12 protein-coding genes are annotated in these 17,164 nt (G+C 42.9%); 7 read left to right on the forward strand and 5 right to left on the reverse strand.

Annotation, left to right across the window (positions count from 1 at the left end; all coding sequences use genetic code 11):
* Nucleotides 1-15 precede the first annotated feature (15 nt).
* Both ppk2 and EPB74_RS00315 read right to left on the reverse strand, forming a co-directional pair.
* Complete coding sequence (gene ppk2 / locus EPB74_RS00310) at nt 16-1,029, reverse strand: polyphosphate kinase 2 (protein WP_274902165.1); 1,014 nt, start codon at nt 1,027-1,029, stop codon at nt 16-18.
* Between the two features lie 311 nt (nt 1,030-1,340).
* Nucleotides 1,341-2,972 (reverse strand): acetyl-CoA C-acetyltransferase, encoded by a 1,632-nt coding sequence (locus EPB74_RS00315; protein ID WP_274902166.1) that lies wholly within the window; start codon nt 2,970-2,972, stop codon nt 1,341-1,343.
* Nucleotides 2,973-3,567: 595 nt separating this feature from the next.
* On the opposite strand from EPB74_RS00315, the gene EPB74_RS00320 reads away from it, so the two are divergent.
* The 4 genes from EPB74_RS00320 to EPB74_RS00335 all read left to right on the forward strand — a co-directional run bounded on the left by EPB74_RS00320 (nt 3,568) and on the right by EPB74_RS00335 (nt 8,413).
* Entirely contained in the window at nt 3,568-4,968 is a 1,401-nt protein-coding gene (locus tag EPB74_RS00320) for a 3-oxoacyl-ACP reductase (protein ID WP_274902167.1), read from the forward strand.
* Between the two features lie 332 nt (nt 4,969-5,300).
* Nucleotides 5,301-6,215, forward strand: a complete 915-nt coding sequence (locus tag EPB74_RS00325; protein ID WP_274902168.1) for a MaoC family dehydratase — start codon at nt 5,301-5,303, stop codon at nt 6,213-6,215.
* A 51-nt stretch (nt 6,216-6,266) separates the two neighbouring features.
* Nucleotides 6,267-6,818, forward strand: coding sequence for a beta-lactamase hydrolase domain-containing protein (locus tag EPB74_RS00330; RefSeq protein WP_274902169.1), 552 nt, complete (start codon nt 6,267-6,269; stop codon nt 6,816-6,818).
* 137 nt (nt 6,819-6,955) lie between these two features.
* On the forward strand, nt 6,956-8,413 hold the full coding sequence (locus tag EPB74_RS00335) for a serine hydrolase domain-containing protein (protein ID WP_274902170.1): 1,458 nt from the start codon (nt 6,956-6,958) through the stop codon (nt 8,411-8,413).
* Between the two features lie 47 nt (nt 8,414-8,460).
* Here EPB74_RS00335 and EPB74_RS00340 read toward each other — a convergent pair whose 3' ends face one another.
* The 3 genes from EPB74_RS00340 to EPB74_RS00350 all read right to left on the reverse strand — a co-directional run bounded on the left by EPB74_RS00340 (nt 8,461) and on the right by EPB74_RS00350 (nt 12,879).
* Complete coding sequence (locus tag EPB74_RS00340) at nt 8,461-9,711, reverse strand: cation:proton antiporter (protein ID WP_274902171.1); 1,251 nt, start codon at nt 9,709-9,711, stop codon at nt 8,461-8,463.
* A 309-nt stretch (nt 9,712-10,020) separates the two neighbouring features.
* The gene (gene ilvD, locus EPB74_RS00345) at nt 10,021-11,931 is read right to left on the reverse strand and encodes a dihydroxy-acid dehydratase (RefSeq protein WP_274902172.1); all 1,911 of its coding nucleotides are present in this window, start codon (nt 11,929-11,931) and stop codon (nt 10,021-10,023) included.
* Nucleotides 11,932-12,111: 180 nt separating this feature from the next.
* Nucleotides 12,112-12,879 (reverse strand): hypothetical protein, encoded by a 768-nt coding sequence (locus EPB74_RS00350; RefSeq protein WP_274902173.1) that lies wholly within the window; start codon nt 12,877-12,879, stop codon nt 12,112-12,114.
* 232 nt (nt 12,880-13,111) lie between these two features.
* Here EPB74_RS00350 and EPB74_RS00355 point away from each other — a divergent pair, with 232 nt between their 5' ends.
* From EPB74_RS00355 to dusB, 3 genes are all read left to right on the forward strand, one after another.
* Entirely contained in the window at nt 13,112-13,567 is a 456-nt protein-coding gene (locus EPB74_RS00355) for an HIT family protein (RefSeq protein WP_274902174.1), read from the forward strand.
* A gap of 373 nt (nt 13,568-13,940) precedes the next feature.
* Nucleotides 13,941-15,989, forward strand: a complete 2,049-nt coding sequence (locus EPB74_RS00360; protein WP_274902175.1) for a BCCT family transporter — start codon at nt 13,941-13,943, stop codon at nt 15,987-15,989.
* A gap of 92 nt (nt 15,990-16,081) precedes the next feature.
* On the forward strand, nt 16,082-17,113 hold the full coding sequence (dusB, locus tag EPB74_RS00365) for a tRNA dihydrouridine synthase DusB (protein WP_274902176.1): 1,032 nt from the start codon (nt 16,082-16,084) through the stop codon (nt 17,111-17,113).
* Nucleotides 17,114-17,164: the final 51 nt, after the last annotated feature.

Below are 17,164 nucleotides of genomic sequence, written 5' to 3' on the forward strand. Positions count from 1 at the left end.
TAGACAATGTGAGTGCTAATAACGCGGCGGCACATACATATCATCAGGGATAGGCTCGCGGTAATACTCATCGTCGCGCTTTCGTTCAGGCAGTTCTACTTCATCGCGCGGCACTTCTTTATAAGGAATCTGCTCGAGTAAATGCGCAATACAATTGAGCCTTGCGCGTTTTTTATTATTGCCCTCAACTACCCACCAAGGCGCTTCAGGGATGTGAGTACGCTCAAACATGGTCTCTTTTGCTTTGGTATAATCCTCCCAGCGCCGCCGTGATTGTAAGTCCATCGCCGACAGCTTCCACTGCTTCAATGGATCATGAATCCGGCTCATAAAGCGAGAATGCTGCTCATCATCAGTAATTGAAAACCAATATTTTACCAAGCGAATGCCCGAACGTACCAGCATACGCTCAAACTCCGGTACCGATTGGAAAAATTCTTCGTACTGCGTATCTGTACAAAACCCCATGACACGTTCGACGCCCACACGGTTATACCAGCTGCGATCAAATAAAACAATCTCACCAGCAGCAGGTAAGTGCGCCACATAACGCTGAAAATACCATTGTGATTGCTCACGTTCAGTGGGTGCAGGTAGAGCTGCGACTCGACAAACACGAGGATTCAATCGCTGGGTAATACGTTTGATTGCGCCACCTTTACCCGCAGAATCACGTCCTTCAAATATCACAACAATGCGCTCACCGCGATCAACCACCCAATCTTGCAGTTTTATAAGCTCACGTTGCAAGCGTACCAGCTCTTGAAAATAAGTGCGTCGATCTAGGCGCTCTTGCTCACTCATCTCGCGACCATCAAAACGAAAGTCGCGCACATAATCATCTATCTCGTTTTCAAGTTCTTCATCATAACTATCAATTAAGTCTTGATGCATCTTGCGTCGTAGTTCGTCGTTTAAGAGATCTTTATCCATCCGCTCGATGAACGTCACTTGCTCAGGTAAGGTCATTTCACTAGATCCTTGCGCTGTTAAGGATTTGGGGCCACTTGCTGAGAAGGGATTGTTCATAGTAAGCTCCTGATAGATATTTTTATGGTTATTATAGGTATGACCTTTACTTTAACATATCTAATGATGAAGCTATGTATTGGCTATTTTTCATCGTCTAACTGTTTGGCTGTCTAATTATTTAACTATTTCATCACTATTTTGTTGGATATTAGGTTGTTAAATACGTTGTTATTAGCGCTATTAGCCTTATCGTTTTAAAAATCTTTTCATTAAGACAAAAAAGCACCCTCTAATCTATGGATTAAAGGGTGCTTTTATAACGAGCTACTATTTAGCTAAACAATAGCTTAGCTAAGTAACAGCGAGTCTTACTTCTCTAGAATACAAGTAACACCTTGACCGCCCGCTGCGCAGATAGAGATAAGCGCACGACCTGAACCTTTTTGATCCAGTAATTTGGCAGCAGTTGCTAGGATACGACCGCCAGTAGCAGCAAATGGATGTCCTGCAGCAAGTGAAGAACCATTCACGTTTAGTTTGCTACGATCGATAGAGCCTAATGGCGCATCAAGACCTAAACGCTCTTCACAGAACTTCTCATCTTCCCATGCAGCAAGGGTTGATAGTACTTGTGAGGCAAACGCTTCATGAATTTCATAAAAATCGAAGTCTTGTAAAGTTAGACCAGCACGCTCAAGCATACGCGGTACGGCATAAGCAGGCGCCATCAGTAGACCTTCTGTATCACCAGATTTACCGATGAAGTCAACAGCGGCTGTTTCTTGATGGACGATATAAGCCAATGGTTTTAGGCCATGTGCTGCAGCCCACTCGTCAGTACCCAATAGGATACAAGACGCGCCATCAGTCAGCGGGGTAGAGTTAGCAGCAGTCATGGTTGGTTTGGCATTCTTTTTACCAAAGACAGGCTTTAGCTTGGCCAGTTTTTCCAAAGTGGTGTCTGGACGCAAGTTGTTATCGCGAGTCAAACCTTTATATGGGGTGATTAAATCATCAAAGAAACCTTCGTCATAAGCACGTGCTAGGTTTTGATGGCTATTAAAGGCAAGCTCATCTTGCGCTTCACGGCTGATGTTCCATTCAAGCGTGGTGATCGCTTGATGATCGCCCATTGATAGACCAGTACGTGGCTCGCCATTCTGTGGTGAATCGATTAAATCTTTTGGATTTAGACCCATTAATGCTTTTAGACGTTGTTTGTTGTCTTTAGCGGCGCCCAATTTAATCAAGACTTTACGTAAGCCATCACCGACCGCGATAGGAGCATCAGAGGTTGTATCAACACCGCCAGTAATGGCTGAATCGATGATACCAAGGGCGATTTTATTGGCGGAGGCAAATGTTGCTTGCAAGCCAGTACCACAAGCTTGTGAGATATCATAAGTTGGGGTATGTGGGTTAAGCGCCGTGTTTAGGGCCGCTTCACGAGTTAAGTTGATGTCGCGGCTTAATTTCATGACTGCACCAGCAACCACTTCACCAATTTTTTCATCTTGTAGATTATAACGTTCAATCAGACCATCCAATGCAGCCGTTAGCATATCAGTATTGCTAACATCAGCGTAGCTACCGTTTGAGCGTGCAAATGGGATACGGTTACCACCTAATATAGCCACACGATGCTGACCTGAGCTAAGCTTGGTGGTACTGGCTTTTTTAGCAGCTGTGGTTGTTTTCTTGGCAGTTGTCGCTTCGACCTTTTTATCAGCATCTTTTTTATCAGTGCTGTCTTTGTCGTTATTAGCTTTATCGTTGCTTTGTTTAGCAGCAGTACTTTTGCTATCTTTCGCTGGCGTTTCTTTTTTAGGGCTCGCTACTTTTGAGTCTGTAGCCTTAGTGTCAGCTTTTTTCGTATCAGTCGCGGCTTTATCAGCAGCAGCCGTATCTGTACTTTTAGCATCAGTAGCTTTAACAACAGTAGCTTCAACAACAGGGCTTTTAACAACAGTGCTATCTGGGTGATTGTTTTTATTACTCATAATATTATCCTTAAAAAGTATGGGTAGAAGAAAAGAGAGATATTAATAAAAAGATATTTAGAACCTTTCGAGCAAGCTCAAAACACCTTAAACAACATATGCAGATATTAGCATTTATTGCGGCACATATTACACAACATCGTTGCTGATCATAAGGCGCTTTTTATAGCCCTACTGTATATCTTTAGCAAACGATGTGACGCTTATTTGCAGTCGTTGCAAGCTTTGATGGATATCAATATAAGCCTTATAAACTGGCTAGTATTGATTAAAGGCATTGCATAACGGTGCGTTTGATAATATATTGTTATCGATAAATGAGTTTGCCATAACTTATAGGTCTGATTTTAGCACAAGATAAGGCTTTTTGAAGCTAGAAAAAGTTGCCATCTTGTATACTGGCTTGTTTACAGATTGTTATAGACATTAGTAGCTTTTGGACTTGTTTATCATGGAAGTGTATAGTTAAGGCAGATTTACACCCATTTACTAAATACTAATAATTTTTATGAATGATGATGTAGGTGAGTCTCTATAATAGGCGCATTGCATTTTTGTTTACTGTTATTTTAACCGTTAACTATAGGATTATATTATGTCAGACCGTTATGGTGATTTTGTTCAGTCTTCTATTGGTAAAAAAGTAGCGAAAAATTTAGGCTTGCCTATGCCAGTAGATCTTGATCGTTTTGATAGTGGTCAACCTTCGGTACGCGGTAGTGTATTAGTTGGCCGTGCGGATGGTGCTGATAAAACGATCAGTGAGTCAGTGGCGCGTATTTTGTCAGAACTTCACACTGAAGTATTTGTGAACAGTGGCGATGACGCGAAGGATGCGCTTTCTGATGCGGGCGTTAAAGCAAAAGCTAATACTGGCAGTGATAATAAATTCAAAGTTTTATTGTTTGATGCCAGTAATATCAGTAATGCTGCTGATCTTAAACAAGTTTATGAGTTCTTTCATAGCGTTGCTCGCCGTGTAGAGAAATCAGGTCGAGTGATCGTCATTGGTCGTCCACCAGAAGCTATCACTGATATCGAAACGGCATTGGCTCAGCGTGCGCTTGAAGGTTTCGTGAAATCTGTTGGTAAAGAATTTAAACGTGGTATTACTGCCCAGCTTATCTATGTTGAAGAAGGCGCAGAGCAGAATCTAGATTCAACGCTACGCTTTTTCACCTCAGCCCGTTCAGCTTACGTCTCAGGACAGGTCGTACGTGTTAGTAAAGGCGATGCTGTTGATGTTGATTGGACGCAGCCTTTAGGCGGCAAAACCATGCTAGTGACTGGAGCAAGTCGCGGTATTGGTGAAGCAATCGCCCGTGTCTTAGCTCGTGAAGGCGCACATGTGATTTGTTTGGATGTACCGCAGCAGCAAGCTGACTTGCAGAAAGTCGCTAGTGAGATTAGTGGTTCTGCCTTAATGGTTGATATCACTAGTGATGAAGCTGGCGCAGAAATCGCCGAAGCGGCGAAAAAACGTGGTGGACTAGATTCCATTATTCATAACGCTGGCGTGACTCGTGATAAGACGCTTGCCAATATGGATGAGCAGAAGTGGGATATGGTTATCAATATCAACTTGGGCAGTATCGCTAAGCTGAACCGCTACTTGCTTGATAATGATGTGCTAAAAGACAACGCTCGTATTGTTTGTGTGTCATCGATCTCAGGTATTGCTGGTAACTTAGGTCAAACCAACTATGCCACCTCTAAAGCAGGTGTCATCGGCTTGGTTAATGCAACTGCTAAGCAGCTAGAAGACAATGCAAAAGGCATGACGATCAACGCTGTTGCCCCAGGATTTATCGAAACGCAAATGACGGAAGCGATTCCATTTGCCATTCGTGAAGCTGGTCGCCGTATGAACTCAATGAGCCAAGGCGGCTTACCAGTAGATGTGGCTGAAACCATTGCATGGTTTGCATCACCGGCTTCTGGCGGTCTAAATGGCAATACGGTTCGTGTTTGTGGTCAAAGCTTACTGGGTGCATAATATCGATTGATTAATAGCTATGTGTGATAAATAAGCCTGCGATAAATACATGCTATCAAGTGTGATTTTGATTTACCTCACATATGCTTACGAAAAAATTGCTGATAAATTGTAATAAAGCTGCCCAAGGGTGGCTTTTTTATGATAAAAACACAGTAATAATAAGTTGAATGATTTTTCACTCTGGTAAACCACTATTACTTTAATTAAAAATAATCATATTGATTAAAGATAGCCTCTACTTTATTGTTAAACCATACATTTCAATCAACGAATTTATAACTTTTTAGATGCAGCCATAAAATTTGCTCAAGCCCTACTTAGGATTTATTATGTCAGACAAACATTATGATGCGTTGCCAAAAGCGCATACTACCTATGCTAATATTGTAAAAAGTTTATTGCCTATCGGCAATGGTAAAGTCAGTCGCGATGAGTTGCCGCAAGCGACTTACTATGTGGACGATTTGCATATCGATCAAAGCAATCTTAACGATTACCGTAAGATTTGTGGCTTTGCTGACAACGGCAAAGTGCCTATTACGTATTTTTCTGTGTTATCACAAACCTTGCAGATGAACATGATGGTCAAAGAGCCATTTCCGTTTGCCATGTTAGGTTTGGTACACGTTGATAATAGCGTGACCCAGTTTCGTTCTATTGGCGAGCGTGAAACGGTTGCAATGGCGGTGACGTTTGATAATTTACGTGATCATGCGCAAGGTCAGCAGTTTGATTTTGTTACCACTGTAAAATCACAGGATGAAATCATATGGCAGGGGACGTCTACTTATTTATCCCGTAGCAAAAAACCTGCCAGTAGTAAGGATAAAAAAAGTACCCCGCGTCCAGTGACAGTTAAACCGACAGTCAATGAAGAGGGTGTGCATAGTATCTTTGAAGTGCCAGAAGATATCGGTCGTCGTTATGCGTTTGTTTCAGGCGACTTTAATCTTATCCATCTGCATCCGCTATCAGCGCGCGCCTTTGGTTTTCCAAAAGCAATCGCTCATGGCATGTGGTCAAAAGCCAAATGTTTGGCAATGATGGATGAGCTGCCGGATGCTTGCACGGTTGAAGTATCATTTAAGCTACCTATTTTCTTGCCAGCAGAAGTAGAGCTTATCGCTGATTCGGTGGCGCAGTTGCAAAGCGCAGAAGACAGTTGTGAGTTTGGGCTATTTAGCTCTAAAAACGACAAGCCGCATCTTGTAGGTGTGATTAAGTTGCAGGATGCAAACCAGTAAATTAAGATTTTTCTATCCTAATAGCCCTATCTAACGAACAAATTTATAATTATGACTTTACTTGAAAATGCGCTTAATTCAACCCAAGCTGATAACTCAGCAGCTATAAACCAAAGCGCTGCTAATGAGCCTAAAGACAATACTGTTGCTGATAACGGCATCAATCTCGCAGCTATTTTCGAGCCTTATTTTCGCCCTGATGAAAATACCATTGTATGCGGTACGCTCGATGACGAAAAAGTGGCGGCCTTGGCAGCAGCTGGGGTTGAGTTGGTGATCAATTTACAACCTGATGATGAGTTGAGCTTTGATGAGCGCGCAGCTGTTGAGCGCGCAGGTATGTATTATGAGCAGTTACCTATCAGCGGTGTCGAAGATTTAAAGCAGCTTAAAATATTGGCATTTGATAATATATTACGTCAGCATCATGGTAAAAAAATAGCCATGCATTGTGGCTCTGGTAATCGTGCTGGAGCAGTAATGGCGCTGCGAGCCGGTTGGCTACGTGGGCGTAAAATGGATACGGCTATGGAGCGTGGACGCAGTCATGGTCTCACCAAACTTGCAGAAGAAGTGCATAATCGTTTATTAGTACCGCGCTAAAATATAATTGTTACTGAATAACAAAGAGGCGACCAATAGGTGGCCTTTTTTATTAGCAAACTTATATCATAAACCTTTATTTTTGAGCATTTAGATACTCGATAAAAACGTAATATTTGATAAAAAACGAGGAAGTCATGATAAATAATGATGAAAATAATAAACAAGACTCTAATAAACATATCAATCCTAAGATTCAGCAACGCTTACAGCAGCTACTAACGGATTTACAGCTTGATGATGCACCAGCAGGTGGCGCGCTGGTGGTTTACCAAGCTGGGAAGTGTATCGCGCAGGCGAGTGTCGGTATGGCACGATCAGACTTGTCATGGAGTTCTAATACGTTGTCGCTTAATTTTTCTACCGGCAAAGGCATTTTAGCGACACTGGTTCATGTCTTGGTATCGCAGAAAATGCTCAATTATGACACGCCGATTGCTCATTATTGGCCAGCCTTTGCAGCACAAGGAAAAGCGCAAATTACCTTGCGTAACGTTATGTCTCATCAGGCCAATGTATTTTCGATTCAGAGTATTGAGGTAGATAATGACACAGTGCTTGATTGGGGGATAATGCTCGAAAAAGTCGCAGCAATGCCAACAACCGTACCTGAAGATGCCGCATTATATGACAGCGCTTATAGTGCGTTGGTGTATGGCTGGGTATTAGGAGGCGTGATAGAAGCAGTCACTGATATGTCATTGGCTGAGGCGTTACGTCATTATTTGACGCACCCTTTGGGCATTGTAGATAGCTGCTATTTTGGCGTACCAGACAGCAAAGTAAGCAAGGTTGCACGATTGGTTAAGAATTTTGATGTAGTAGCGCAAGAGGGCGGTCAAGAGAGCCGCCAGCAGTCAGCACAAACGCGTCCTCGCCGTAGTAAACCAGTCTTAAGAGCGGACTCTGAAAATACTCTACATACTTATACAAGCTTACCAAGCTATGCTTGTTGGCAGAAAAAAGCGATAAAAAATCAAATAACAGCAGGTAAAACGGATAGTGAAATTGTTGATGAAATACCAAGCTTAGATACGGCAAAAATCAATCGATTATACTTTAATAACAGTCAGCTCAATCTCAAAAATTATAAGTCCGCCCTTGTGCTGGCTAATAAACAACCTATTGATTATTACGATAAACAGACGCTACAGGCAATCATACCTGCTGCGAATGGCGTGGCTTCAGCGCACGCCCTAGCGACTATCTATGCAATGCTAGCCAATGGCGGCGTGTGGCAAGGGCAGACACTGATTGATGAGAAAACTTTTAAACAATTATCAACGCCGCAAGTCACTGGCATGGATGCGGTGATGCCAGCCCATATGGATTGGCGTTTGGGCTATCATCGTCGATTTAGTATCTGCCAAAGTGATGGTTTTAATGAGGTTATAAAAGATACTAACAATAATACTGAAAATGATACTGAGCAAGCCTTTGGTCATATGGGCTATAACGGCTCGGTTGCTTGGTGTGACCCTGCGCGGCAATTGTCTTTTGCCTTTATCCATAACTTTGATGTGACTATGCTCAATGATATCCGTCAGTTTGCACTGACTGAAGCAGTATTAGCGTTGGTTGATTCTGAGATTTAATGGGCATAAATTTTTATGAATATCAGTCTTGAGGTGTACGGTTAATGCTATTGATGCGGCTTATTTGGTGTCATTTTCAGTAGCCTTGCTGCGCTTAAACCATGGATAAAAATAGACGTTAAAATCACAATTGAGCATACTATCCAAAGTTTCAGGGCATCTTCATCGTTGAAAAATCCTTGGTTGAGTGCATAAGACAAATAGTACAAGGTGCCAATACCGCGAATACCCAGTGCGGAAATAGCATACTTTTCAGTACGGGGTAGATTAAGTCCGGATAAGGCAATAATCCCCCCAAGCGGGCGAATCAGCAATAAAAAAGTGAAGCTGACAATATAGACGCGCCACGTCAGCTCGACCCCAGCTTGTAGACCTTGACCAAGGAACATGCCAAAGATGACGAGTACCAACGACATCAGCAAACCTTCTGATTGTTCAGCGAAATCATGCAGTTTATGATGATAACTATGCTCATGTTCTGAGCGGCGGAATACAAATGCTGCTATAAATACCGCAATAAAACCGTAGCTATGAACATATTCTGCCAGTCCATATGCTAGCAGAGTGAGGGCTATCACTACATAGCCTTGAGAAATAGTCGTCTCACGGCTGTACTTCGAAAACACCAGTTTTGCCATTACTTTGCCAACGATAATACCAACCAGCAAACCTGCGCTAACTTTCCAGAGCACATCGTGGGTAAACCATGACCAAAGCATCTCACCCGTAAAACGCTGTCCTCCGTTATAGGCTTCCGCTATCTTAATCGCGAGATAGACAAAAGGAAACGCCAAGCCATCATTCAATCCAGCTTCTGACGTTAGCGTAAAACGCGGTGTATCTTCGCCACCAGTGTTAGGTGGCCCAACCTGTATGCTTGATGCCAGCACGGGATCGGTAGGGGCAAGTACGGCGCCCAATAAGATTGCTGCGCCCAGTGTCATACCAAAGGCATAGTAGCCTAAGACTGCCATCGTAAAAATACCAATCGGCATAGTGATGATCAATAGGCGTATCGTTGGGCGCCATAGTTGCCAAGATAGCTTGGTATCAATTTTGATACCAGCGCCGACCAAAGAAACTAATACCACAATTTCCGTTAATTTTTCGATAATTAGACCATTATCGATAGGGTTAAGAAACGCCAGACTCGTCCACCAATAGCCCATTAGTAAGCCAAAGCTCACCTGTAACATAGGCAATGAGATGGGAGTGCGTTTAAAAAGGATAGGAAACAGAGCGCCAGATAAGAAGGCAATGCCGCAGACCAATAAGAATAAATTATAATTTTCAATCATAAGGTTTGCGCACACTGTTATGTTTATTCAATAATTTGAAATTAACGATCAATGTCAGTTATTTATCAAAATAAAAGGCTGTTGTGGATGATATTTAATATATTTGCATAACAGACCATGCGCTTGTCATAACATAGCCGTTATCAATAGGTGTTTATAATGACGGTAAAATCCTTGCAATACCGCAAATAAACGTTATCAGAATAACGCCTACGTTGTTTTTTGGTGAAAAAAAAGCCTGCATAGCGCAGGCTTTGGATTACTCTATAATAATCGACTGTTTAAAAAGGTTGTGATTGAATGGCTCGTTTAGCGCTCTACTTGACTCACATCACGTACCGCGCCAGTATCCGCACTGGTGGTCATCGCCGCATAGGCACGTAGCGCAGGTGTCACATGACGCTCTCGGCTCACAGGCTTCCAAGCATCACGACCACGACTTTCCATCTCTTCGCGGCGAGCAGCTAATTCTGCGTCACTCACCTGCATGTTAATCGTACGATTTGGGATGTCGATATGAATAGTATCGCCCTCGACAACCAAACCAATCGCACCGCCTTCAGCGGCTTCAGGGCTGGCATGACCGATTGATAAGCCTGATGTACCACCAGAGAAACGACCGTCAGTTAAGAGTGCGCATTCTTTACCCAAACCTTTAGACTTCAGATAAGTAGTCGGATAAAGCATTTCTTGCATACCCGGACCACCTTTAGGGCCTTCGTAGCGGATGATTACTACATCACCGGCGACGATGCTGTCAGCTAATACGGCGGCGACTGCGTCATCTTGTGACTCAAAGATACGCGCACGACCAGTAAAGACTAAGATACTGTCATCGACGCCAGCGGTTTTGACCACGCAACCGCGTTCCGCAATATTACCGTACAATACCGCCAGGCCACCATCTGTTGAATAAGCATGCTGGGCACTGCGAATACAACCTGACTCACGGTTGACGTCAAGGTTTGACCATTCTTTTGATTGTGAGAATGCCTGAGTGGTACGTACGCCCCCTGGAGCTGCGATGTAGCGTGCACGCGCTTCAAGATTGTCAGGATTCATAATATCCCATTTATCAATCGCTTCTTTCATCGTCGTGCTATGAATGGTCGGCAAGTCAGTTTTGAGCAAGCCGGCACGATCAAGCTCGGCTAATAGCGCAAATACACCGCCAGCACGATGCACATCTTCCATATGATACTTTTGTGAAGCCGGTGCAACTTTGGCAAGGCAAGGGACACCGCGACTTAAACGGTCAACATCGTGCATCTTAAAGTCAACCTCGGCTTCGTTAGCAGCAGCAAGCAGATGCAAAATGGTATTGGTTGAGCCACCCATTGCAATATCTAAGGTCATGGCATTTTCAAAGGCCGCTTTAGTGGCGATTGAGCGCGGTAGCACCGAATCATCATCTTGCTCATAGCGACGTTTGGCTAGTGCAACAATAGTGCGACCCGCTTCTAAGAATAGCTCGCGACGTAGCGAGTGCGTTGCCAATAGTGAGCCATTACCCGGTAAAGCCAATCCTAATGCTTCGGTCAAGCAGTTCATAGAGTTGGCGGTGAACATACCTGAGCACGAACCACAAGTCGGACAGGCTGAGCTTTCAATCGCCAACACATCTTCATCACTAATGCTGTCATCAGCGGCATCCATCATCGCATCAACGAGGTCAAGCTTACGAATGGCATTACCTTTATTGTCAACACTTTGCGCATCACTTCCGCCGTCATTGTTATGACTGTGTGCCACGGTACTGGCGATGATTTTACCCGCTTCCATTGGGCCACCTGAAATAAATACCACTGGAATATTGAGGCGCATGGCTGCCATCAACATACCTGGGGTGATTTTATCGCAGTTAGAAATACAAACTAATGCATCTGCACAGTGAGCATTGACCATATATTCAACAGAGTCAGCAATCAAGTCACGACTCGGCAATGAGTACAACATGCCGCTGTGTCCCATGGCAATACCGTCATCAACTGCAATGGTATTGAATTCTTTTGCGACGCCGCCCGCTTTTTCAATCTCGCGCGCGACCAATTGTCCTAAGTCTTTCAGATGCACATGCCCAGGTACAAACTGGGTAAATGAGTTGGATATAGCAATAATAGGTTTGCCAAAGTCATCATCCGTCATGCCAGTTGCGCGCCATAGTGCTCGCGCACCTGCCATATTACGACCGCCGGTAGAGGTTTTTGAGCGATAATCCATGTGATATTCCTTACAATGAGGCGAGGTGACTTAAATTTTTCACCTTTAGGTTTTATATTAATAGTGTGCTTTTTATAGAGAGTGAGTACTATTGAATAATACTAGGTCGTTACCATACCATTAGATATGAGTAACTAAAAATAATTAGACGATAATCATTAAGACTTGAGGGTCAAAAATTTATGCAAGACGCTCTAAAATGGCGGTTTCAAACCAAGGTAGCTCAGTTTTATCTGTTTCTAGCTTAGCGATAACGACCAATGCATGAGTTGCTGGCAGGAACTGATAGTCAGCGCTGGCGTCAATAGTAAGTAGCTGCTTATTACTTTCAGCTTGCTCATCAATACTGACTAGTGTTTGCTTATCGTTTTTATAGAGGACGTCAATACGACCAAAAAACTGCCATTCTTTAAAAGCAGTAATGATAGCGTCAGCTTCGTTTTGAGTATAAATCTGCTGGGTGTCTTTGCCAGTATTGGTCCAATGCAGGCGAACGGCTAACTGTAATACCTCGCTAAATACCACCAATGAGCCAATCACTTTGACATGCCACGGACTGGATATGAGTGCTTCGTCGATACCAATCAGCTTAGCGGCCTCAGCAGCAGTCATGGGCGTATTAAATTTAGCAAGTAAAACGGGTATTAGCGGATGGGTCTGTTTGATACTGTCCTCTAAGCTATCATAGTGATATAAAAACGGTAACGGCAAATCTTGCGTGACGGTCTTTTTACTGATTTTGCAATTATGTATCTGCCAACTGATTGTCTTATCGGTCACCGCTTCAGCTAAAATAATAGCGTTAGGATCAGTGATTTGAGTACTATTCGCGATAGTAGACGCCTCTTGTCCATGGCTATCAGCCATAGCGTTATCTAATACAGATGCCGTTGCTGTATTGTGAGGTTCTGAATAAGTGTCATGATTATCTGATGATTGAGTGGGCAAGGCTGTCAAATCCATAAACGTAGGGTTATTAAAATAGAGGATTAATATAACATTTATAGTGTATGACTCGTCAATAAATTAATCATCAACCAAGCTGGCTTCTATATAGATGGATTTGGGTCGTTGCTTTATCAGGCACTTGTGCTTAACCTATATTTCGTCCACTATATTTTATGACATAATTTCATGACCTATTTATCATTCAGTACCTATAAATCATTAAGGAATAAAAATGAGCCAAGCTAATCAGCAAACTACCTATGACGATACTGCTTATAATAACGATAATATTTTTGCCAAAATGTTAAACGGTGATATTCCATATCATAAGGTTTATGAAGACGATAAAACCCTCGCTTTTATGGACATCATGCCGCAAGCAGAAGGGCATGTATTGGTCATCCCTAAGCAAAAAGCGGTTGACTTGGCTGATCTTGAACCTGAGTATGCAGCAGCTGTTTTGATGACTTGTAAAAAAATTATGCAGGCCCAGCGTCAAGTGTTTAAACGTGAAGGTATTATTCAAATGCAGTTAAATGGTTCTGAAGCGGGACAGACCGTTTTTCATTACCATGTGCACCTGATTCCCTCTAGTATCCATGAATTAGGTAAGCATGCTATCAAGATGGCCAATCAAGACGAATTGGCAGAGCAGGCTCAGCAGTTGGCAGCTATTATTAACGCTTGAATTTGAAGTTTCCTATTAATTTTCTTAATCAAAACAGTATAAAGAATTGATTTTCTCAATAATTATAAAAGGGCAACTAACAAGTTGCCTTTTTTATTACTTGGTAATAGTCATGTAATAAACGTTAAAGTAATGTTACAAACTAACATCAATACTGGGGTTTATAAAGGGTTTGTGGTAAACATTACTTCTACTTGGGCATTATCGCCTATTTGAGCATTGTCGCTTATTTTGACATTATTGCTCATTCCATTTTAGGGTTTTAAACAAAGCATCGTTTTTTAACACCTTAAGAATAATTTGAGGATATATCTTTTTAAGAAACTGATTTTAGAGGTTTCTTTAAGGTGTCCGTTTTAATGAGAACATCTTTATGAAGAGTAAGTCATCCCGTTCCACCATTTTATTGCCAGTATTTGTACCGGCAGCAGCCATTATGCTGCTATTAGTGATCGGCACTGCGGTTAATCCCGAAGCAGCTGGCGAGCTATTTAGTACCGTGCTGAATTTTGTCACCGATACTTTCGGTTGGTTTTATATGTTGGCAGTGGCCATATTTTTAATGTTTATTATCTTTCTAGCATTTTCACCTTATGGCAATATTAAGTTAGGGCCTGACCATGCCGAAGCTGAGTATAAGTTTCTTGAATGGTTTGCTATGTTGTTTTCGGCAGGTTATGGCATAGCCTTGCTATTCTACGGAGTAGCAGAGCCGGTAATACACTTTGCTAGTCCACCGTTATCGACACCGCAAACTATTGAAGCCGCCAAAGAAGCAATGCAAATTGCTTATTTTCATTGGGGCTTTCATATTTGGGCGATTTATGGGGTGGTAGGCGTGTCATTGGCGTATTTCTCTTTTCGCCATGGGCTGCCGTTGTCGATACGCTCAACATTATATCCATTAATTGGTGATAAGATTTATGGACCTATCGGTCATACCGTTGATGTGTTTGCGATTGTGGGCACGATGTTCGGTATCGCGACCAGTTTAGGTCTGTCAGTATCGCAAATTAATGCCGGCTTAAACTATCTGCTACCAGATATGATTCCGGTTAGTAACACGGTTCAGGTGATCATTATTACGTTGGTTACAGCGGCCGCTTTGGTATCGGTGTTAGCAGGGATGGATAAAGGCGTGAAGCGGCTGTCTATTCTAAATATGGTATTGGCAACCGCGCTGATGCTTTTTGTATTTGTTGTTGGCCCCACCATATTTATTCTTAATGCCTTTATGGAAAATACGGGCAGTTATTTGGGTAATATCGTTGAGCGTACCTTTAGCTTGCAAGCGTATCAATCGAGTGATTGGATCGGTAGTTGGACACTATTTATCTTTGCATGGACGATTGCATGGGCGCCATTTGTCGGTCTATTTATCGCCAAAATTAGCCGTGGTCGTACCATTCGGGAGTTTGTGTTAGGTGTGATGTTAGTGCCGACCTTGTTTACTTTCTTTTGGTTTTCGGTATTCGGTGATACTGCGCTACATATGATTATGGTCGATGGCTATGAATCGCTGATTACTGAAGTACAAAACAACCAAGCGATTGCTTTATTTAAGCTATTAGAAAATTTACCTTTTACTCAGATTGTCTCATCATTGACGGTGCTATTAATTATTACCTTCTTTGTAACCTCATCGGATTCAGGTTCATTGGTTATTGACTCGTTAGCAGCTGGCGGACGTAGCGATACACCATGGTGGCAGCGCACGTTTTGGGTGGTCACTGAAGGGGCGGTAGCAGCTGCTCTCCTTATAGCCGGTGGTCTTACAGCGCTACAAACAGCCGCTATTGTCAGCGCGTTACCGTTTGCCGTTATTATATTAATTTCGATATTTGGTATGTGGCGCGCGCTACGTATTGAAGGGCATCGTAACCAGAGTCTAGATAACGATAATAGAATTCCGCCACATCTGCTCAAGCCATCCGCATGGCGTGAGCGCATTGACTATATGGCCGATCAGCCAACTCGCGATAAAGTCTTGAACTATATCAAAGAGACTATTATGCCTTCGATGGTAGAAGTCTCTGAGAAATTTACAGAAACTGGCTGGACGACTCATGTCAATTACGATGCAATTAATAATCGTGCGGTACTAGAGCTGCAACGCGGCGATGGTGTTGAGTTTTGGTATGAGGTACGTTTGTCTGAGCATGACACACCGGATTATTACACTGAAGAGGGCGCTGATAAATTACCACAACAGCATGATCATCGCGCTGAAGTATATCTGCGCCGTGGTGGCCAGACTTATGATTTATATGGTTATGAGTCTGAATCAGTAATTAATGACATTATTGATCAATTTGAAAAATATCTACACTTCGTTAATGTTTCGCCGGATATTTTACCTTGGCGTATGCAAGAGCATGATGATGATATTACCTTAGAGCAGGGTAGTGTGTTTGATAAGTAGCTTGCTTTAATAACTTGCAATAATATTAAGAATGCTTAGAATAACGGCTTGTTTTCATTGACTTATTTTCATTAGGATGCAAGCCGTTTTTTATGTCTATTGATTCTTCCGTTTTACCTTTGTCTTTGTCAGTTTCTGACCATCCTTTATTGCAACCATTAGTGATTGGCGGCTTGACGATTGAAAACCGTCTGATAGTCGCGCCGATGGCTGGCGTGACAGATAATCCGTTCCGCAGATTGTGTAAATCGTTTGGTGCTGGTCATGCAGTCAGCGAGATGATTATCGCTGATACGGCACTGTATGCGCGCAAAAAATCGCTATACCGTGCCAACTTTGATAATGAGATAGCACCTATTTCTGCGCAGATAGCGGGCGCTGAACCTGATAAGTTAGCAGAAGCGGCTCGTTATCAGATTGATAATGGCGCGCAAATTATTGATATCAATATGGGCTGTCCGGCCAAAAAAGTCTGCCGTAAGCTGGCAGGTTCGGCATTATTACAAGATGAGGATTTGGTAGCGCGTTTATTGGACGCCGCTGTCAATGCTGTTGATGCACCCGTTACTTTAAAAACGCGATTGGGCTATGAGAATGGACGTGAGAACATCCTGCGTGTAGCAAAGCGAGCTGAACAAGCTGGTATTGCGGCGATTGCCATTCATGGACGCACGCGTGAAGATATGTATACAGGTGAAGCGCGCTATGAGCTGATACGTGAGGTCAAAGAAAGCATTAGTATTCCAGTAATCGCCAATGGCGATATTGATAGTGCGCAAAAAGCGCAGCGTGTTTATGAGTTGACCGGCTGTGATGCGGTCATGATTGGACGCGCTGCCCAAGGGCAACCGTGGATATTTCGTGATATTGAACATTTTTTACGTACTGGCGAAAGTCTTGACGCACCTAGCGTAAGCCAGATAAAAGAAATTGTACTGGCGCATTTAGAGGAGCTTTACGGTTTTTATGGTGAATACTCAGGCTGCCGAATTGCTCGCAAGCATATTGCCTGGTATACCACAGGCATTCCCAACTCTAATGCTTTTCGACAAGCCATGTATGGTGAAGAAAGCACCGCTGGTCAGTTTCGGGTAGTCGAAGCCTTTTTGCACGCTCACGAATAACGAGCAAAAACTCACAATTTGAGCAATAAACGGGTTAATACGCTATTAAAT

This window comes from Psychrobacter sp. DAB_AL62B, from assembly GCF_028895345.1.
Taxonomy (GTDB): Bacteria; Pseudomonadota; Gammaproteobacteria; order Pseudomonadales; family Moraxellaceae; genus Psychrobacter.